We start from the raw sequence: 18,595 nt of genomic DNA on the forward strand, positions 1-18,595 counted from the left end.
GGATACCCTAATGATACCTTATAAACCTTTCTTTAGGGTAGCCCTAATTTAGCTTAAGGAACAGATTTTTAAACGACTTCTTATTACGAATTGATATGTAAATGCAAAGTAAAATTATCAAAGTCCTAATAGCCGGTATACCGAATAGTGGTAAGTCAACCATAGTTAGTGAACTTAGTGGTGTCGCTATTAAGACGGCGAATTATCCAGGTACAACAGTCTCCATAAGCAAGGTTGAGTATAGTATTGACGGAGTTAAGGTATCGATTATTGATCTACCGGGTACTTATAGTCTCAGGGCGAATATGATGGATGAGGCTGTGGCGGCTAGGGAGATACTGCGGGGTGATTATGATGGTATAATAGTGGTTGGGTCAGCGCTCGAGCCTGAGCAGACGCTTTATTTACTTATACAAATTCTTGAGTTGGGTAAGCCAGCGATACTCATCCTTAACATGATGGATATGGCATTGAGGAGAGGATTTCACTATAATATTAATGAGTTAAGTAGGGCTTTGGGAATACCCATACTGCCCGCAATAGCCGTTAGAGACGTTGGGATGAAGCAGTTGAAGGACTTAATTGTAAGAATTCATGAGGTAAAGCAGGGTAATGTAAACGTAGTTAATTATGGCAAGCTCGAGAAATACATAGAGACCTTGACCAGCGCTCTTGGGGTATCACGGGGATTGGCAATAGAAATACTTGCTGGCAATCCAATCTTAATGGAATTAATAGGTAATTCAGTGAGTAATGATTATGTCAAGCAAATAGTTGAGAAGGCATGTAAGGAGATCGGTGATTTGGATAATTACATCAAGTCCATGCGTTGGAAAACCGCGAGGGAGCTTACCAGGAAATTCGTTGTAAAGGGTGTTGCATCATCAATTAGTAAGTATGATGAGTTATTTATGAACCCGAGGTATGGCCCATTGCTCTCGATATTGCTGCTATTCGCAATAGCCGAGACAATATTCCTAGCCCTTGAACCCCTAGTAAATCTGCTATCGGCAGCCCTTGATTCAATACCAATCAACGCTATTATTGCACAATACGTTAATAATGAATTAATGCAATCATTAATTGTAGATGGTGTATGGAGTGGGGTAACGACATTAATCGATTTCATACCCTATGTCTTTGGGGTGGCGTTCTTGATAGCGTTTATTGAGGACTCTGGTTGATCGTGAGGATCTCATTCCCAATAGAGAGGTGGTTGAGGCGTGTCGGTATTCCATCGAGAGGATTAATATACCTAATCGCTGGCTCAGGGTGTAACGTACCAGCAATAACAGCCACAAAGGCCATGCCAAGTACCAGGGATAGAGTGCTCACGGCGCTAATGATCCCATACATACCATGTACCGCCAGGTTTGTGATAATATCATTAATAGCGGCTGCCGTGTTACCGCATTTAATGGGTATTGTCGTTATATTGCCCTACACCGTGGCGTTAATTGGCGTGGTTATAATATCAAGTCTTTCAAAGATACGCTTAAGGTTCATAGGTAGGAGTGCGCCTTATTCATATACGTTACCTCCATTAATAATACCACTACATAAGACATTCATTAAGAAGGTTTGGCATTACACGTATGAGTTCATATCCAGGGCTGGCGCGCTAATAATTATCTTCGTAATAATAATGTGGCTACTCTCGGTAAGCGGCCCAAGCGGTATAATAGGCCCGGAGGCTCTCAGGGATCCCTCACTCCTAAGGCAAACGTGGCTTGGCATTGTGGGTAACTTAATGGCACCCCTGCTAAGCCCAATTGGCATACCCTGGGAAGTCTCCGCGGCGTTGGTTTATGGGTATATATTTAAGGAGGTTGTGTTGAGCACCCTATCTTTACTGTATGGTGTTGAGGAGGGTGGACTTGCCCATGCCATCAGATCATTTATTTCATTGCCATCAGCAGTAGCGTTAATAACCTTCGTAACCTTCTACTCACCATGCATCGCAACCCTCATTACCGAGAGACAGGTAGTTGGGCTGAAACTCACGGTGGTGAATACAATCCTACAATTCGCAATTGCCCTGGGACTCGCATACATGATGTATTATATCGTATTATTTATGGTTGGGTGAGAGGTATGAAAAGTGAGTATGTGCCAATAAATAAGGCGCCAAGTAATTCATTGGTGAAGATTGTTAAGCCCGGCAACGAGAGATTGAGAGATTTAGGTATAATGGATGGAACCATAGTTAAGGTATTAATAAGTACACCCTGCGGTCCAGTACTAATCCAGAGGGAGGATGGGTCAGTAATCGTGCTTGATGCGGAAACGGCGTCTAACACGCTTGTGCTCATTACAGAAAAAAACTGAACCTACTAGACATGGACATAGGCATAGGTGGAGGTGGGGATGGAAGCATTAACGCGGTAATAATTACCTATATAGAACAAACACTTTAGAGCACAAGTATGCATTGATTATATGCCCCTAGACCCAACGGTTAGGAAATTCCTTGAGGAGTTGAACAAGGTAATGCCACAAATGACAAAGATCCCACTCAACGAGTTCAGGAAGATGTTTAGGGAGTTCTTCACATCACAACCAAGGAGACCTATCCATAAGGTGTATGACATAACGATACCGGGGACGGAGGCGAAAATACCTGCCAGGGTCTACGTACCCAGGGAAGGCAATGACTTCGGCGTGCTTGTTTACTTCCATGGTGGTGGCTTTGTACTTGGTGATGTGGAGACATACGACCCACTATGTAGGGAATTAGCCGCAGCCTGTGACTGTGTGGTTGTCTCCGTGGATTATAGGCTAGCCCCTGAGTATAAGTTCCCAGCAGCCGTAATTGACGCCTTCGACTCAACAAAGTGGGTTCTCGAGCACGCAAGGGAAGTCAATGGCGACCCGGAGAAGGTGGCGGTTGGCGGCGATAGTGCGGGTGGTAACCTGGCCGCCGTAGTGGCGATAATGGCCAGGGACCAGGGACTAAGACCAACCCTGAAGTACCAAGTCCTGATAAACCATTCGTGGGTATTGACCTAGCATCGTACACCATGAGGGAGTACTCCACGGGCCTATTCCTCGAGCGCGAGGCGATGGCATTCTTCAACAAGGCTTACCTAAGGAGCCCAGCGGATGCCTTCGATCCGAGGTTCTCACCAATACTCGTGGACAACCTAAGCAACCTACCACCAGCCTAGTAATAACCTCAGAATACGACCCGCTAAGGGACTCCGCAGAGACGTACGCCACCAAACTCGCTGAGGCTGGAGTACCAACCGTAGTCGTGAGGTTCAACGGCGTAACCCACGGATTCTATGGATTCCCAATACCACATGCAAAGACGGTAATAGGGTTGATAGGGTCGGCGTTAAGGCAAGTGTTTTATAATAAATATTGAGGACTGAAGATCCCATTATTATAGACCTTAACGAATAAAACAATTTAAAAATAATAAGATAGCTTAGTGATTTTGTGACTATAGTTATGGATTATATTCATTTGCTAATACTAAAGTTGCTCCTAAAGATGATACTAAGAACCATTAGAGATCAAAATGCGGTAAATGGTTCATCATTATATAAATTGCTCACGTACTACACAAACATAAGTATCGCCACCGCCTATAGGAAAATAACCGATCTGATAACGTGGGGTTACATAGCCAGGGTAAATAAAAATCACTACCTAATAACGGCTAAGGGGCTAATCGCAATGGCACTATTATGCATAAATAAAGCCGTTAACGATGATGAGACTTGCCAAGATACTATACTTCTGCTTAAGCATGAGTGGGACCTAGACGAGTTTGATAATGAGAGTATTAGGGCTTATCTCAAGTTACTTACTACTAAGGTATCCAGTTATGGCTTAGATCCATTACAGGTATTGCCAAGCCTTGGCTTTCCTAAGTCGGTATTATTGCTAGTGCCAAGTAATCTTCATCATATGAACAGTAGAACGATGCTAGATTTAATGATTGAAGAACTGGGTAACCCAAATGAGGGGTTAGTCATGAAAGCGCAGGGAATAATTGCCAAGGCATTAATGCTATTATTACCAACAACGACATTAGAGGATGGGTGTAGGGCTGTCACAATAAGCGGTAGAGTAATAGCCATAAAGTGCAGGGCCAAGGGTTATACACTCGATTCAAGGTGCCCCATATTCACTAGGTCAATTAATACCAGGTAAGGCTTTTTTTCTCAATTTTAAGAGAAAGGGCAGATGAATTAATACTTTGTAAAATCTTTTAATTGCACCGTAATATATTAATAATATTTATTTAAGTACTTACTTTGATACTATTTCAATGTCTACGCCAGGCTTTGGCGAGGAAAGGGCTTCAAAGTATGATGCCCAGTTAAGGAGGGCTTTGAGTTTTTGGGACATTGCATACCTAGAAATTGGTTCGATGATTGGTAGTGGTTGGATGTTCGTGCCTCTACTTGCGGTTTCCGTTGCAGGACCTGCATCGATAATTTCGTGGATAGTCGCGGGGATACTGGTTTACTTCATCGCCGAGGCATACACTGAGGTCGCAAGCATGTTCCCAAGGTCAGGAGGTCTAGTTAGATTCCCACAATACACGCACGGACTCTTCGCCTCCTACTGGATTGCATGGACAACATTGATATATGTGATTGCTGTCGCGCCCTCCGAGGCCTTGGCTGCCACAACATACCTATCAGCGCTCGTGCCTGGTCTCTTAATGCCAAAAACCATGGAATTAAGCCCACTTGGCTACTTAGTAGCTATTGTGCTACTCGTCTTCTTCTTCCTGCTTAACTGGTACGGTGTCCACGTTATGGGTAAGACGAACACCGCGATTGGCTGGTATAAGCTGATAATACCGACACTAACAATAATCTTACTACTTGCCTTCCTACTTCATCCAATTAATTACAGCGGATTACCCGGCGGCTTCATGCCATATGGGCTATCCGCCATATTCCTGGCAATACCAACCACAGGCATAGCCTACGCCTACCTAGGCTTCAGGCAGAGCGTTGAATTCTCCGGGGAAGTTAAGAATCCCAGGGAGATAGTTAAGGGAGCCATATTAGGATTCTCACTGGTTGTGGTGATATACGTATTGCTGGAGACTGCATTCGTGGGGGCGGTGAATTGGAGTAAGGCCTCAGTACAACCAGGTGACTGGAGTGGACTATACTCATCAATACTGAGGAGGGGGCCGTTCTATCAATTGCTTACGTTATCTGGGATTGCAGTACTTATGGCATTCGCCGTATTGCTCCTGTTTGATGCCGTGATCTCACCATCAGGTACAGGTTTAATCTACATCGGTGGCACCGCAAGATCTCTATACGGCATGGCTGCTAACGGGCAACTACCCGAGTGGTTCCTATACCTCAATAAGTACAGGGTACCCAGGTGGGGCACTATTGCGGCGTTAATACTGGGCTTCTTCTTCCTCTACAAATTCCCCGCATGGAACCTAATAGTCGGCTTCATAACAAGCGCCGGCTACTTCACGTTTATCATATCCGGCCCACTGGCGTTAGCGCTCAGGAGACTAGCCCCAAATGCGCCCAGGTACTATAGGATACCAGCAATAACCATATTCTCAGCCCTAGCCACAATATCGGTCTACCTAATCCTCTACTGGTCAACATTCGATACGTTATGGGGCGTCATAGTCTTCATACTCGCTGGCTTACCAATATTCTTCATGTACGTAATGCCCACAAGGCTCGGCGTGAGCAAGGCTAAGGCATTACAGCCGGCATCATTTACTGGATCGTCCTAGCACTAACAACGTACTTCATGCTCTATGAACCAATCATTGCTCCATACGAGAGCGTCCGCGCACACGGGCACGGTCTACCGCTGACGAGTTATTACGCGACAATGTTCCTAATGTACTACGTAATAATGCTCACGTTAACTGTCGGGCTAACCCTATGGCTAACTAGGGACATACCAAGCGAGCAGAGAATTCATATTAAGGCCGGTTGGTGGATCGTAGCTGTACTATTCACTGTATTCCCACTATCATTCTTTGGACAGTTTGGCGTTTTCGCTAACCCACCAATACCGTGGCCATACGACACGGTAATAGCCATAATAATCGGCGCATTAATACACATATACGGAGCAAGGAGCGCATTCATGACGCCAGACCTAAAATACGCAATAGAAAGACTAACACAACAACCATAGTAATCGCAACCGCACTGGCCAAGGCCCTCATGGCATTACATCGGTTAAAATTAAATGGCTTATTATCCATCGGCGCCTTCCTTAGTAATCCCCGACCAGTCTTGGAGATGTAAGTAATGCCTTATTAATTTAGTTGAGAATTCAGCAATTGATATGCCCAATGCTCAGGATGAACTTGTGGATTTATTGAGGGGAACCATTTCTGTATTGGTGTTGAGCATGGTAAGAAGTACCAATGCGGTGGCGAGACTAATGAGGATGCGAAGAGCAAGACCATTGAGTTATTGAATGAAGCAATTGAGCGAATACAGCGTTGGAGGGTTTGGGACTCATGGTGGGTTGAGGAGGTAATGGATGAGTGGCTTGAGAAGCGTAATAAGTTAGGGATTCAATTAAGGGGTAAGTATGGTGATGATGTTGTTAATGACCTACTGAGACTAGTCGACAAATTCATAAGTTACACCGAGGATTTTTGGCGATACCTGGCATGAAGTAAGCAACGATGTTGAGAAGCTGATTGAGGATTTGCTGGGCGGTAGGGCTGAGGTCATTATTTGGAGTAATGAGGAGGGGGTTAGTGTGTATTATGGGTGTGCGACGCTGAAGATTGAGAGGACGAGCACTGGCGGCATAATAGTTCAACTGAGTCTTAAGGGCCTTGGGGCGTGACGATTAGGGTGTCCGACGTGTTTAGGAGGGCGATGAGTGGGGAGGAGTACGAGAAGTTCATTAATGATGTACTCAAGGCGTTGAAGGGAGGCCTTGAGGAGACTGATGGACGTATTGAAAAGGGTAATAAGGCGGCTATGGATACGACGCAGATATGGCAAGCAATTGTTTGGTCACTGCTTTATCCTGGTAAGATGCGTGTGTACATAGATGCCGTTAATCTCAATGAGAACAGCATGACAATAAGGTGGCGCCTAAGGTCCAGCCATAACTCGCTCAAGGGCAAATCCTCAATGACGCTGACAAACTTAGTGAGGTAGGGCTTTTGGCGTTCACGTTCACCGCCGTATTGGGTGATGGGTGGGCGGATATTGAGAAGGTTCATGCCTATGATGAGGCCGTGATTGAGATTGGAATATCTGATGAGAAATATAAAGCATAGGAACCGCTGTTTAAGAGGTTAGGGAAGATGGGCTTTAGGAGTGGCAAGCCTAACTTAATCAATGGTAATGAGATTGAGGTGAGGTTTTACGGAAGCAACGCCATTGACCTGGCCAGGACTATGATCAACGCCTTACCGCCCATTTTACGTGACATCCTTGACGCCTTAGCCTTCGAGAAGCGGGAAAGAATAAAGAGGATTGCCGAAATGGAGCTGAAATTCAGGAGGGTGAGGTGCAGGTCATTGTGGCTGGTTACGGATTCACGGTGGATGTTCATAAAAATACTGTTGCGTTGGAGCATAGGGCTAGGGATGATGAGGTTGAGAAGGTCATTAAGGCGTTGAGGGCTGTGTATGGCATTGAGCTTCAGGTTAATGTTTATCGAAGTGGTAGGTATAGGGTTGTAGCAATTCCAGTGTACGTATTCGAGAAGTATAGCGATATTAAGGAGCAGGTCATTAGAGTACTCTGTCGAAAATATGAGAGGACTAAGGATGAGAGAAAGAGACAGGAAATAATCAAGGCCCTGAGGAGACTCACACCCACAAAGGGAGCGATCGCTGCAGAACACCTAAGCCAAGTACTCTGCCCAAACCAAACTCAGGCAACTTAACTTAATAAACCCTAAAGCTTAAAAGCAGATAGTCAACATTACTACTTGGGCCCGTAGCTCAGCAAGGCCAGAGCGGCGGGCTCCAGACCCGTAGGTCGTGGGTTCAAATCCCACCGGGCCCACCAGTCTGCACTAACTACTCAAGCTAAATAACGGCTATCGTGAGGTTAAATTAGGTTAAGAATTCCTGGTATATGTATTATTTAAAATGGTGTCCTTAGCTTTAGGTTCAAGCGAATTCGCCGGGATGGTCTAAGGAAATTAAGTGCAACATACTATGTTGATGAAATACTCCTCTAACATTCATATGGACCACAGCGGATGATATAGTCCCAGTAGAGAGCATAATAAATTATGTTAATGCCTTAGCTAGGAATAAAGTACCATTTAAATTCCACGTCTTTGAGAGAGGAGCCCGCAGACTTTCACTTGCTGACAAGACCACAGTCTCAAATGCCCAACAGCTTAACCCACACGTAGCCAAGTGGGTCGAACTAGCTATAAGCTGGCTAGAAAGGCACCTTGAGTGAATTACCGTTGTATCGTGTTTTAAGTCTTAGTGCTTCTCATGTTATGGTCCAACCACCATCAACAATTACTAAGGCCCCCGTGATGTAGCCCGCCTCGTCCGAAGCTAAGAATGCAACTACCGATGCGATATCCTCGGGCTCGGCAAGCCTCCCCAGCGGTATTACCTGTTCCATCATCTTCATTTGTTCTTCACTGCCAGGTTGCATCGCACCCGGGGTCTTAACTGCGCCAGGTGCTATTGCGTTTACTGTTATTCCGTAACGGGCTAATTCCAGGGCTAGAGCTCTGGTAAAGCCGACGATGCCCGCCTTAGATGCGCTATAGTGTGTTAGCCCCGCGAAGCCCATGACGTTTCCCGCTATTGATGATATGTTTATTATCCTACCGTACTTTTGCTTAATCATGTAGGGAACTACGGCCTTAGTTACGTTGAATGTACCATTCAAATTCACATTAATTACCTTATACCAATCATCAAACGTCATCTCAAGGAATGGCTTGAATGGGTATATCCCTGCATTATTCACGAGAATGTCAATATGACCATACGTATCATAAACCTCTTAGCCACGTCCTCAGCCATCCTTAAATCAGTCACATCGAGTCTCAATGCCATTCCCTGACCACCCAAGCTCTTTATTTCGTTAAGGGTTTCATTCTCCTTACCCGTTATGTCCGTCACTACGACAATGGCCCCATCCCTCGCCAGCCTAAGGGCTATACTCCTACCAATTCCCTGACCAGCCCCCGTAACTATTGCAACCTTATTCCTTAGTGTTGGCATAATATATGATTACTTTAATCATTTTAAGTTTTACCTAGTCTGTAAATTAATAAGGGAGATTGGAGTTTTAGTCTTATAAATATGCAAATATCGAGAGTAAGTAATTTAGGCGATGTCTGTTTCTTCGCATAATCGGTTCCTATGCAGGTTATTGAGGTGCACGATTTGGTAAAGGTCTATAATAATGGTGTAAGGGCCTTGATGGTGTTTCATTGAGTGTAAACAAGGGTGAGGTCTTTGCCGTGCTTGGCCCTAATGGTGCTGGTAAGACAACGTTAATGAGGATATTAACGACACAGATAAGGCCAACCTCAGGCTCGGCTTATGTTATGGGCTATGACGTGGTTAAGGAGGGTGATGAAGTCCGGAGGGTTATTGGTTATGTTCCTCAGGAGTTCAGTGATTGGATGGATTTAACTGGTTATGAAAACCTAATCATTTACTCAAAGGTTTATGGTGTGACTGGTAATGAGGCTCGTAGGAGGATTAGGGAGGTTTTGGAGCTCATGGATCTAACGGATGCTGCAAATAGATTGGTTAGTACGTACTCAGGTGGTATGATTAGGAGGTTAGAAATTGCAGCTGCATTGATTATTGAGCCTGAGGTTTTATTCCTGGATGAGCCAACGGTTGGTTTAGACCCAGCGGCTAGGAGACTTGTGTGGGAGAAGTTGATTGGGCTTAATAAGGAAAGGGGCATTACCATCTTCTTTAATTCTCATTACATGGATGAGGTGGAGGCGTACGCTAGAAGGGCTGCGTTACTCAATAGGGGTAAGGTTATTGCGCTGGGTACTATTGATGAGTTGAAGGGTTCCGTCAGTAATGATGTCGTTGAGTTCATAGTTAACAATGCTGAATTAACTGTGAAGGTATTGAAGGAGGTTGGTGATGGCGTTATGGATGTTAATGTTGTTGATGAGGGTACTGTTAGGGTTATGGTGAGAGATGCGGATGAGTCACTGCCCATATTAATAAATACTATCTTTAATCATGGTATATCGATAAGGAGGGTATCGGTGCATAAGTCGACGCTTGATGACGTATTCCTGAAGTATGTTGGAAAGAGGATTAGTGAGGTTGAGGGTAAGGTGAGTGAGTTAAGGGCAGTTAGGAGGGCTGTGATGAGGGGTTGAGTATGAGTAGTTTTATTAACGCTATACTTGCCTTTGTGGAGCTTGAGGCACGTAGGCTTAAGTACAATAGGACTGAGCTTTACACAAGGGCTGTTCAGCCAATACTTTGGCTTGTCGTCTTTGGCCCCGTGATGGCTAGGGTTAGGGCATTACCCACTAATGGTATTCCCTATGTTGCTTTCATAACGCCTGGCGTGATTATGCAGTCTGTGACCTTCGTATCCATATTTTACGGTTTAACAATCGTTTGGGAGAGGGAGTCTGGGATTTTAAAGAAGTTATTAACGATGCCTGTCTCTCGAATTTCTATTGTACTTGGTAGATCCTCTGCATCGATAATTAGGGCGTTGTTTCAGTTTGTAATAATAACGCCAATAGCCCTAGCGTTAGGTGTCAGGGTTGAGCCTAACCCAGCCTATTTATTGCTTTCATTATTCATAGTGGTGATTACTGCCATTGGATTCTCGGCTTTCTCAATATGGATAGCCTCATACATGAAGACTAGGGAGAGGTTTATGGGGATTGGTCAGGCGATAACAATGCCACTCTTCTTTGCGAGTAATGCCATATACCCGATAAGCATCATGCCTACGCCTATCAGGGTTATCGTACTCATAAATCCACTGACTTACGCTGTTGATGCCTTAAGAAAAACAATGATAATAGGCGTCCTTAATGGATTGGTAATTGATTTACTGGCCTTGATAATATTTACGGTGTTATTCATCATATTAGCATCTATCGAATTTAAGAGAATAATTGAGTAAGGTAAAATGTGCAATGTTTAGAAATGTATAGATATGAATAATTAATATAACAATTTAACTTAGAATTATAACATTAAACCAACTTATTATCTCTTGATAATATTACTAAGCGTTAAAACATCTTTGTTATTCTACATTTGACGTGAAATACGGTTTATTATTCACTTGAATATCATAAAAACCGGTGATAATATGGGTAGTAAACAGAAGAAGATGGCGGTTTCCGTATTCTCAGGTAGTGTGGATAGATTAACGGGGTTGGCCATACTTGTTTCTGGTGCGGTGGCCATGGGTATGGAGGTTGAGTTATTCCTACAATTGTGGGGTGCGTATGCCTTTAGGAAGGATATTATTCAGAGGAACATGAACTTCAGCGAGTTTCAGAACCTAAGTTCTGAGGTTGCTAGGAGGTTGCAGGAATTAAAGTTACCATCATGGGTTGATTTATTGAGGGAGGCTAAGAAGACGGGGAACTTGAAGATCTATGTTTGCTCCACGGCAGCATCTATATGGAATGCCAAGAAGGAGGATTTCGTTGACTTAGTTGATGACATAATAGGCGCTGGTGAGTGGGTGGAGAAGATGTCTGAGGCCGACATAACACTCTTCGTGTAGGTGATGAGTATGAGCGAGATAAAGGGTGAATTAAGTCCGGAGGAGCTCAGGAAGCTCAAGCCAAGTAAGACTGTGGATGCCAGGGGTATGTCATGCCCTGGCCCCCTACTTGCTGCGAAGCAGGCAATAACGGAGGTACCAATTGGAGGTATACTTGAGGTCCTTTCATCAGATCCGGGTACAAAGAGAGATCTACCTCTCTGGGCTAAGAAGATGGGGCATGTATACCTAGCACGATTGAGGAGCCAGGTTACTGGAGAATATTCGTAAAGAGAATGAAGTAATGGGTGGGGTGGCACGGGATGGGTCTTAAAAAAATTAAATCCACAAATTCTTATTTTCACAACTAACATAATCTCAGACCCTGGGGTATGCTCGGCAGGTTTAATGCACCTGAGATACCCTGCTCAGACAACTATTATTAAAGTCCCATGTTCATCAATGATAAGCCTAAGTGGATTGTATTGGCGCTCGAGAGTGGTTTTGATGGGGTTTTTGTGGCGGCTGATGGTACGGATTGCCCATACCTAAGGGATTGTACGGAGAGGACTGCAAGGCATGTTAAGGAGGCACAGGAATTATTGAGTGGTAAGGGTATAGAGCCTGAGAGGGTTAAGATGGCTGCTATTTGCTCCGTATGTGGTGAGGCGTTTTCTAGGTTAATAAATGATTTCTATTCCAGGTTAGTGGAATTGGGGCCGATCAGGGTGAGGGCCATGGGAGGTGATATATCGCAGAAGATCCTTGAGAGGGCGGAGCTAGTCCAAGGTTCTTTCGAGTACGATGTTGTGGTGATTGGTGGTGGTATTGCTGGTATGGAGGCTTCACTTGACCTAGCTGAGATGGGGTTTAAGGTATTACTTGTTGAGAGGGAACCCACTATTGGAGGTAAGATGTTTCTGCTGAGTAAGGTGTTTCCAACACTTGATTGTGCAAGTTGTATTTCAACCCCCAAAATGGCTGCCGTGGCTCATCACCCAAATATAGACTTGTGGACTTATTCCGAAATTACTAGGATTGATGTTAAGGGCAGGGGTGATTTTGAGATTACCATATTGAGAAAGCCGAGATTTGTTAATGAGGATCTATGCACAGGTTGTGGTACTTGTGAGGAGGTTTGCCCCGTAATTTTACCTAAGGAGTATGATTATGGCCTTAGAGGAAGGAAGGCTGCATACATTCCATTCGATACCGCCGTGCCGAAGAAGGCCGTAATTGACATAGACAAATGCATATTCTGCGGGCAGTGTGAGAGGGCATGTCCTGCTAGTGCCATTGACTTTACGCAGAGACCCAGGATATATAGGGTTAAAGCACATGCAATAATAATAGCAACTGGGTATAGGTTATTTCCTGCGGAGAGAAAGGTACAGTATGGTTATGGTAAGGTCCCTAATGTAATAACCGCGATGCAGATGGAGAGGTTATTGTCACCAACGAGACCATTTAACTCAGTGCTTAGGCCATCAGATGGCAAGGAGCCGAGTAGCATTGGGTATGTGCTTTGTGTCGGATCTAGAGATAGGACTGTAGGTAACCCAAGGTGCTCCCAGGTCTGTTGCATGTATTCAATAAAGCAGGCCCAGTTAATACTTGGTGCATTACCGCTTGCTGACGTGACTATTTATTACATGGATATAAGGGCTTATGGTAAGGGATTCGAGGAGTTTTACCAAAAGGCAAAGGCAATGGGTGTTAAGTTTGTGCGCGGTAGGGTGGCTAGGATTGAGGGATTACCCAATGGTAATGTTAGGGTAATTTATGAAGATATTGATGAGGGTAAAGTGAAGTTGGCAGAGCATGACCTAGTGGTTTTATCAGTAGGTCTATTGCCAAATAATGATGATATTCTCTCGAAGATTCATGGTGCAAAGATAGCCGTAGATGAATTAGGGTTTATAGTAACTGACCCATCAGCACCAACACAGACAAACGTAGAGGGTATATTCGCGGCGGGTTGCGCGACAGGCCCTAAGGATATACCTGATACGATACTTGAGGCTGCCTCAGCCGCTGCGAGGTGTGCGGCTTACTTAAGGTCACTTAGGCAGGAGAAGGTAGTACCGGTTGAGGTGGTCGCTAATGGAGGGAGGTAATAAGATCAGGATTGGGGTATATGTGTGTCACTGTGGTGGTAATATTTCTGATGTTGTTAATGTAAAGAAAGTCGTTGAGGAGGTTCGTAAGGAAAAGGACGTAGTAGTTGCTAGGGACTTTATGTTCATGTGTTCCGAGGCTGGTCAGAAATTGATTGAGGATGATATAAGGAGTGGTAAGGTAAACGCGGTTGTTGTTGCTTCATGTTCTCCGAGGCTTCATGAGGCGACATTTAGGGCGGCAATAACGAGGGCTGGTGGTAATCCGTATATGTATTATCATGTTGATATTAGGGAGGAGTGTTCGTGGGTTCATGAGGATAATAAGGAGGAGGCTACGAATAAGGCGGTAAGGCAGATCAAGGCAGCTATAGCGTACTTAAGACATGCTGAGCCTCTTAGTAAGATTAGGGTGAATTGTGAACGTTCGGTGCTCGTGATTGGTGGTGGTATTGCCGGGTTAAGAGCGGCACTAGACCTGGCAGAGTCGGGTCTAACCGTATACCTTGTTGAGCGTGCTCCGTTCCTTGGCGGTAATGCCGCTAGAATAGGTAGGGTTAAGGTATTTCCCTATGAGAAAACGGCTATTGATATAGTGAGAGAATTAATAGAGAGGCTTAGGAAGATGGGTAATGTAGCGATATACACGAATGCCGAGGTGGAGAATGTGTCTGGTTATGTGGGTAACTTCGATGTTACCATTAGGGTGAATCCACGTTATTTTAGAGGTAAGCCTAATGAATATGAGATTGAGGAACTTAAAAAGATATGTCCAAGAAAGACCAGGGATGAGTTTAGTTATGGGGTCTCGGAGAGAACAGCAATAATGCTTCCTCCATTTAATGGTGCTTATCCTGAAATACCAGCTATAGACATGGCACTATGCGATAAATGCGGCTTATGTACTAAGGTATGCAATAAGGTTGATCTCTCTCAGGAGTCGCAAATTATTCATTTGAAGGTTGGTGCGATAGTGGTAGCCACAGGTTTTAAGCCGTACAAGCCTGAAAAGGGTGAGTATGGGTATGGATTGCCTGGTGTGGTTACGTTACAGGAGTTGGTGGGCATTATTAATAGGTATGGTGATGTAGTTATTAATGGTAAGAGACCAAGGAGCATAGCCTTCATTTATTGTGTGGGGAGTAGACAGAGAAGGGAGGAGGGTAGGAAGGCAAATGAGTATTGTTCTAGGTATTGCTGCATAGCTGCATTAGATGTTGCAGTGACCATTAAGGAATTTCTGAAGGGCGTCACTATCTATCATGTAGTTAGGGATGTTAGGTCTTATGGAGTAAATGAATTATTGTTTGAGGAGGCTAGTAGGCAGGGGCAAATTATAATAAAGTATGATATTGATGAGGGTGAGCCGCAGGTCACGTATATAAATGGTAAGCCTATTGTTAAGGTCAAGGATGTCTTGACCGAGCACATGGAATTGGAGCTACCTGTTGACTTAGTGGTTCTTGTCACAGGTATGGAGCCATCAGATGGTACTGCGGATATTGCAGAAAAATTGAAGATTTCTAGGGGCACAGATGGCTTTCTCCAGGAGGTTCATCCTAACTTAGGCCCGTAGAGACCATGTTAAGTGGAATATTTATTGCGGGTACCGCACAGGCACCACGTGGTATCAGTGAGACCTTGGCATCAGCATCGGCGGCTGCGGCAAAGGTAATGTCACTAGTCCTTAAGGGATACACTGAGTTAGAACCCTTTGTTGCCTTTGTTGACCTAGAGAGATGCAGAGGTTCCGGGTTATGCGTGGGTGAGTGTCCATACGGTGCCATCGTGATTAAGGACCACGCGGGTGGCAGGAAGGCATGGGTAAATGAGGCGCTTTGTAAGGGTTGTGGGGCTTGCGTGGCTGTATGTCCAAGTGGTGCTATTCAACTTAAGGGTCTCAAGAATGTGCAGATTGAGAATATGATAAAGGCGGCAGGTGGTGCCTATGTCTAAGAGGGAGTTCACATTGGATAAACTAAAGAGGGAGTTGGGGATTCAACCGCCTAAGGAGCTTACGGAGTACGTTAGGGAAATAACGACCATAAGAAGTAAGATAATTAATTGCTTAAGAAAAGACGGCGAGCTAACGGTTAAGGACATCTCCTTAAAGACAGGGTTACCTGAGAATATAGTCTTCTGGCATCTCATGACTCTGTTTAAGTATGGTATAGTGGAACCAACTGAAAAGACTGATGACGGTTATTACAAGTATAGATTAAGGGGTGAGGCTCATGGCTAAGGTAAATCCTAAACTAATAGATGAATTAAAGGAGCTTGGGGCATTCGATATATCGGCTTGTTATAGTTGCGGTGTCTGTACAGCGACCTGTCCCTTAGCTCAAGAGGGGCATGAATTTCCAAGGAAGATAATAAGGTATGCAATCCTTGGTCTCGAAGATAAGCTAATCTCGAGTACCGAGCCCTGGCTATGCTACTACTGTGGTGAGTGTACGCAGTCATGCCCAAGAGGTGCAGATCCGGCTGGCTTCATGATGGCTGTTAGAAGGTATTTAACGACGCATTACGATTTTACAGGTTTTTCGAGGAGATTTTACAGGTCAAAAGTAGTGGAGTTAATCTCAACAATCCTTCTCTTTACCGTTACGGTACTTAGTATATACCTAGTGCACGGGCCTATCATCCTCACGAGGGTGGATCTAGACTCCTTCCTGCCACCACATATTGTTGAACTAGGTGACATAGTTATATTAGTGGTGCTCTCCGCCCTATTGTTAACCAATGTTTATAGGATGTATAGACTCACGGTTATGGCCAGGAATATACCCTTCACAGCCTACATTAAGGAGTTTGTAAGGACCGTAGTGCCGCACTTCCTAACACAAATTAGGATGTTAAAGTGCAATAGGAACACCCTGAACTGGATAATGCATATACTAATTGTTTATGGCTACGCAACAATATTCATATTCGTAGTAGTGTTTTTAGATTTATTCCAGACAAACGTACTTTACCCAATATATAGTCCAATAAGGCTCGGTGGATACATAGCCTCAGCAGCACTACTTATTGGCGCTGGCTATGCCATTTATGGTCGCTTAAGGAAGGACACAGTGATGAGGCAATACTCCCACTCCACGGATTGGTTCTTCTTAACACTACTATACCTCGTAGTGATTACTGGGGTGTTAATTGATGCATTTAAGTACATGGGATTACCGATGGAGACCTACATAGCGTATACGGTGCATCTTGGCCTTGTAACGCCACTATTGGTGTTAGAGGTGCCCTTTGCAAAATGGTCACACTTAGCATATAGACCCTTCGCTATATACTTCACAAGACTTAATGACTTATCCAAGGCAAGGACTGTGCAGGTCACGGCATAATTTAACTAAAAAAACTAATGATATCAATTTTATTTTTAATTACTAAGCATCAGTCGGTCAAGTACTCTTCATGATCTGTTGGGTTCTACCTCATCACTCATTAATTGGCACTTACACGTAATTTTTATTTTTAGGCATTAATTTGCCTTGCAATGTTTCAGCAATTTTATGATTTCGTGCTTGGAATGATCTTTGGTTTTCTACTTGCCGTTCCTCCAGGCCCAATGAATGCGTTGATAGCTGCTGAGGCCACGCGTTCGCCGATGCATGGGACTAGCGTGGGCCTTGGCGCTATGACCGCTGATGGCGTACTCATGGTCATTACCTACCTCTTCTCTAAGGTCCTGGGTCACTATGTGTATTACCTTTACTTTGTTGGTTTTGGTGTCATGGCTTACCTGGCGGTGTCGATACTTAGGTCCACGTTCTCGTCAAGGAATTCCGGTGGTAAGAGGTCTCCATTGCTTAATTACGTGATGGGTATTTCCATGGGCTTAACGAATCCATACCAAGTATTTTGGTGGCTCACCGCTGGTTTATCCTTCATGAGCATCTTTGGCATCTTCAGCATCGCCGGTTTGTTCCTCGCCATACTTATTTGGGTCTTTGCGTTCCCATATGTCGTCTATGTTGGTAAGGTTTATGGCGGGTCTAGGGTTGACTTCGCCATTAAGTTAGTCTCCGCAATTGGTATCCTTGCCTTTGCAGTTTACATTTTCATTTATGCCTTGTCTCACTTCATTTAGAGGTAAATTTATAAGGTTGAAATTATAAAATAGAATGTGGACCTGGACGAATTGGCTTTATCGGCTATGGGACCATTAATCCTAAGGTTAAGGGGTACAAGGATTTATGAGAGGTTAGAGAGGAGCCTTGCCTCGTCATTATCCTTCACAAGCCCTGAGCGTTATTTAGCCAGGGTCTTATTCATAACGGTGGTAATGCTCGCAATAACGGCCCCACTTGGTGTAATGTTAATCATGTTGAACCTAAATAATGCATTAATCCTGCTTAAAATGAGACTCCTCCTCTCGACACAGTACGGTATTAGGGACCTCGTATTAATAATAATGGGTGTTGTCCTCATATTCATGCCACTGATAGTCTATGAAATGATGATCGGAATGCCAAGGATAACCGCCAGTGACCTGGCCTTTAAGGTTGATACGGAATTACCATTCTTTGTGGCGTACGTCTCTGCAATAACTAATTCGGGGCTTTCCGTGTTCAGGGCTGTGGAGAGGATTGCGGAGGCGAAGATACTTGAGGTAATGGGTAGGGTGGCTAGGTGGGCGTACATTAGGTTTAAGGTCTTTGGTGAGGACCCATTGACGGCATTGTCAAACGTATCCTCAGTAATCGAAAGTAGAGCTTAGGGAGTTCATTAGTGGCTACATAACCACGGTCAGGACTGGCGGTGACGTAGTACATTACATAAACA

The 18,595-nt window shown here is 44.4% G+C and carries 23 protein-coding genes, 1 tRNA gene and 3 pseudogenes; 26 read left to right on the forward strand and 1 reads right to left on the reverse strand.

What is annotated here, in order from left to right:
- Positions 1 to 101: 101 nt before the first annotated feature.
- From JCM14467_RS16500 to JCM14467_RS06270, 14 genes and pseudogenes are all read left to right on the forward strand, one after another.
- Complete coding sequence (locus JCM14467_RS16500) at positions 102 to 1,184, forward strand: FeoB small GTPase domain-containing protein (RefSeq protein WP_252900908.1); 1,083 nt, start codon at positions 102 to 104, stop codon at positions 1,182 to 1,184.
- A gap of 2 nt (positions 1,185 to 1,186) precedes the next feature.
- A complete protein-coding gene (locus tag JCM14467_RS16505; protein ID WP_252900909.1) occupies positions 1,187 to 2,089 on the forward strand; it encodes a nucleoside recognition domain-containing protein in 903 nt (300 codons plus the stop codon).
- Positions 2,090 to 2,094: 5 nt separating this feature from the next.
- The gene (locus JCM14467_RS06230) at positions 2,095 to 2,328 is read left to right on the forward strand and encodes a FeoA domain-containing protein (RefSeq protein ID WP_252900910.1); all 234 of its coding nucleotides are present in this window, start codon (positions 2,095 to 2,097) and stop codon (positions 2,326 to 2,328) included.
- A gap of 111 nt (positions 2,329 to 2,439) precedes the next feature.
- Positions 2,440 to 3,367 (forward strand): annotated as a pseudogene (locus tag JCM14467_RS19935) (alpha/beta hydrolase).
- Between the two features lie 101 nt (positions 3,368 to 3,468).
- The gene (locus JCM14467_RS06240) at positions 3,469 to 4,161 is read left to right on the forward strand and encodes a hypothetical protein (RefSeq protein WP_252900912.1); all 693 of its coding nucleotides are present in this window, start codon (positions 3,469 to 3,471) and stop codon (positions 4,159 to 4,161) included.
- A 118-nt stretch (positions 4,162 to 4,279) separates the two neighbouring features.
- The gene (locus JCM14467_RS06245; protein ID WP_252900913.1) at positions 4,280 to 5,737 is read left to right on the forward strand and encodes an APC family permease; all 1,458 of its coding nucleotides are present in this window, start codon (positions 4,280 to 4,282) and stop codon (positions 5,735 to 5,737) included.
- A gap of 17 nt (positions 5,738 to 5,754) precedes the next feature.
- Entirely contained in the window at positions 5,755 to 6,150 is a 396-nt protein-coding gene (locus tag JCM14467_RS16520) for a hypothetical protein (protein ID WP_252900914.1), read from the forward strand.
- 153 nt (positions 6,151 to 6,303) lie between these two features.
- A complete protein-coding gene (locus tag JCM14467_RS19415) occupies positions 6,304 to 6,438 on the forward strand; it encodes a hypothetical protein (RefSeq protein ID WP_256359219.1) in 135 nt (44 codons plus the stop codon).
- Positions 6,435 to 6,641, forward strand: a complete 207-nt coding sequence (locus JCM14467_RS06250; RefSeq protein WP_054849519.1) for a hypothetical protein — start codon at positions 6,435 to 6,437, stop codon at positions 6,639 to 6,641. The genes JCM14467_RS19415 and JCM14467_RS06250 overlap by 4 nt, the downstream gene beginning before the upstream one ends.
- Before the next feature lie 34 nt (positions 6,642 to 6,675).
- Positions 6,676 to 6,819 (forward strand): hypothetical protein, encoded by a 144-nt coding sequence (locus JCM14467_RS16525; RefSeq protein ID WP_252900915.1) that lies wholly within the window; start codon positions 6,676 to 6,678, stop codon positions 6,817 to 6,819.
- Positions 6,816 to 7,139, forward strand: coding sequence for a hypothetical protein (locus JCM14467_RS06255; RefSeq protein ID WP_054849520.1), 324 nt, complete (start codon positions 6,816 to 6,818; stop codon positions 7,137 to 7,139). The genes JCM14467_RS16525 and JCM14467_RS06255 overlap by 4 nt, the downstream gene beginning before the upstream one ends.
- Before the next feature lie 149 nt (positions 7,140 to 7,288).
- Entirely contained in the window at positions 7,289 to 7,606 is a 318-nt protein-coding gene (locus tag JCM14467_RS06260; protein WP_054849521.1) for a hypothetical protein, read from the forward strand.
- On the forward strand, positions 7,507 to 7,875 hold the full coding sequence (locus tag JCM14467_RS06265) for a hypothetical protein (RefSeq protein ID WP_252900916.1): 369 nt from the start codon (positions 7,507 to 7,509) through the stop codon (positions 7,873 to 7,875). Before JCM14467_RS06260 ends, JCM14467_RS06265 begins: the two co-directional genes overlap by 100 nt.
- Positions 7,876 to 7,922: 47 nt before the next feature.
- Positions 7,923 to 8,000: transfer RNA gene (locus JCM14467_RS06270), tRNA-Trp, on the forward strand.
- A gap of 441 nt (positions 8,001 to 8,441) precedes the next feature.
- Here JCM14467_RS06270 and JCM14467_RS06275 read toward each other — a convergent pair.
- Positions 8,442 to 9,190, reverse strand: a pseudogene (locus JCM14467_RS06275) (SDR family NAD(P)-dependent oxidoreductase).
- Positions 9,191 to 9,402: 212 nt separating this feature from the next.
- Between JCM14467_RS06275 and JCM14467_RS06280 the strand changes: the two are divergent.
- The 12 genes and pseudogenes from JCM14467_RS06280 (at position 9,403) to JCM14467_RS16530 (ending at position 18,530) form a co-directional block, all read left to right on the forward strand.
- Entirely contained in the window at positions 9,403 to 10,326 is a 924-nt protein-coding gene (locus JCM14467_RS06280) for an ATP-binding cassette domain-containing protein (protein ID WP_252900917.1), read from the forward strand.
- Positions 10,327 to 10,328: 2 nt separating this feature from the next.
- On the forward strand, positions 10,329 to 11,093 hold the full coding sequence (locus tag JCM14467_RS06285) for an ABC transporter permease (RefSeq protein ID WP_054849523.1): 765 nt from the start codon (positions 10,329 to 10,331) through the stop codon (positions 11,091 to 11,093).
- 192 nt (positions 11,094 to 11,285) lie between these two features.
- A complete protein-coding gene (locus tag JCM14467_RS06290) occupies positions 11,286 to 11,708 on the forward strand; it encodes a DsrE/DsrF/DrsH-like family protein (RefSeq protein WP_252900918.1) in 423 nt (140 codons plus the stop codon).
- 9 nt (positions 11,709 to 11,717) lie between these two features.
- Entirely contained in the window at positions 11,718 to 11,978 is a 261-nt protein-coding gene (locus JCM14467_RS06295) for a sulfurtransferase TusA family protein (RefSeq protein WP_252900919.1), read from the forward strand.
- A 117-nt stretch (positions 11,979 to 12,095) separates the two neighbouring features.
- Positions 12,096 to 12,346: pseudogene (locus JCM14467_RS19945) on the forward strand (hydrogenase iron-sulfur subunit); the annotation flags it as partial.
- 78 nt (positions 12,347 to 12,424) lie between these two features.
- Positions 12,425 to 13,804, forward strand: coding sequence for an FAD-dependent oxidoreductase (locus JCM14467_RS06300; RefSeq protein ID WP_054849574.1), 1,380 nt, complete (start codon positions 12,425 to 12,427; stop codon positions 13,802 to 13,804).
- Positions 13,791 to 15,380 carry a CoB--CoM heterodisulfide reductase iron-sulfur subunit A family protein gene (locus tag JCM14467_RS06305; RefSeq protein ID WP_252900921.1) on the forward strand — a complete coding sequence of 530 codons (1,590 nt, stop codon included), beginning with the start codon at positions 13,791 to 13,793 and terminating at the stop codon, positions 15,378 to 15,380. The genes JCM14467_RS06300 and JCM14467_RS06305 overlap by 14 nt, the downstream gene beginning before the upstream one ends.
- A gap of 5 nt (positions 15,381 to 15,385) precedes the next feature.
- Positions 15,386 to 15,760, forward strand: a complete 375-nt coding sequence (locus JCM14467_RS06310; RefSeq protein WP_054849525.1) for a 4Fe-4S dicluster domain-containing protein — start codon at positions 15,386 to 15,388, stop codon at positions 15,758 to 15,760.
- Entirely contained in the window at positions 15,753 to 16,046 is a 294-nt protein-coding gene (locus JCM14467_RS06315) for a winged helix-turn-helix domain-containing protein (RefSeq protein WP_054849526.1), read from the forward strand. The genes JCM14467_RS06310 and JCM14467_RS06315 overlap by 8 nt, the downstream gene beginning before the upstream one ends.
- Positions 16,039 to 17,154, forward strand: a complete 1,116-nt coding sequence (locus JCM14467_RS06320; protein WP_252900922.1) for a 4Fe-4S dicluster domain-containing protein — start codon at positions 16,039 to 16,041, stop codon at positions 17,152 to 17,154. The genes JCM14467_RS06315 and JCM14467_RS06320 overlap by 8 nt, the downstream gene beginning before the upstream one ends.
- A gap of 152 nt (positions 17,155 to 17,306) precedes the next feature.
- Complete coding sequence (locus JCM14467_RS06325; RefSeq protein WP_054849528.1) at positions 17,307 to 17,900, forward strand: LysE family translocator; 594 nt, start codon at positions 17,307 to 17,309, stop codon at positions 17,898 to 17,900.
- A gap of 36 nt (positions 17,901 to 17,936) precedes the next feature.
- The gene (locus tag JCM14467_RS16530; protein WP_252900923.1) at positions 17,937 to 18,530 is read left to right on the forward strand and encodes a hypothetical protein; all 594 of its coding nucleotides are present in this window, start codon (positions 17,937 to 17,939) and stop codon (positions 18,528 to 18,530) included.
- Positions 18,531 to 18,595 lie beyond the last annotated feature (65 nt).

It is taken from the genome of Vulcanisaeta sp. JCM 14467 (assembly GCF_001316245.1).
Lineage (GTDB): Archaea > Thermoproteota > Thermoprotei > Thermoproteales > Thermocladiaceae > Vulcanisaeta.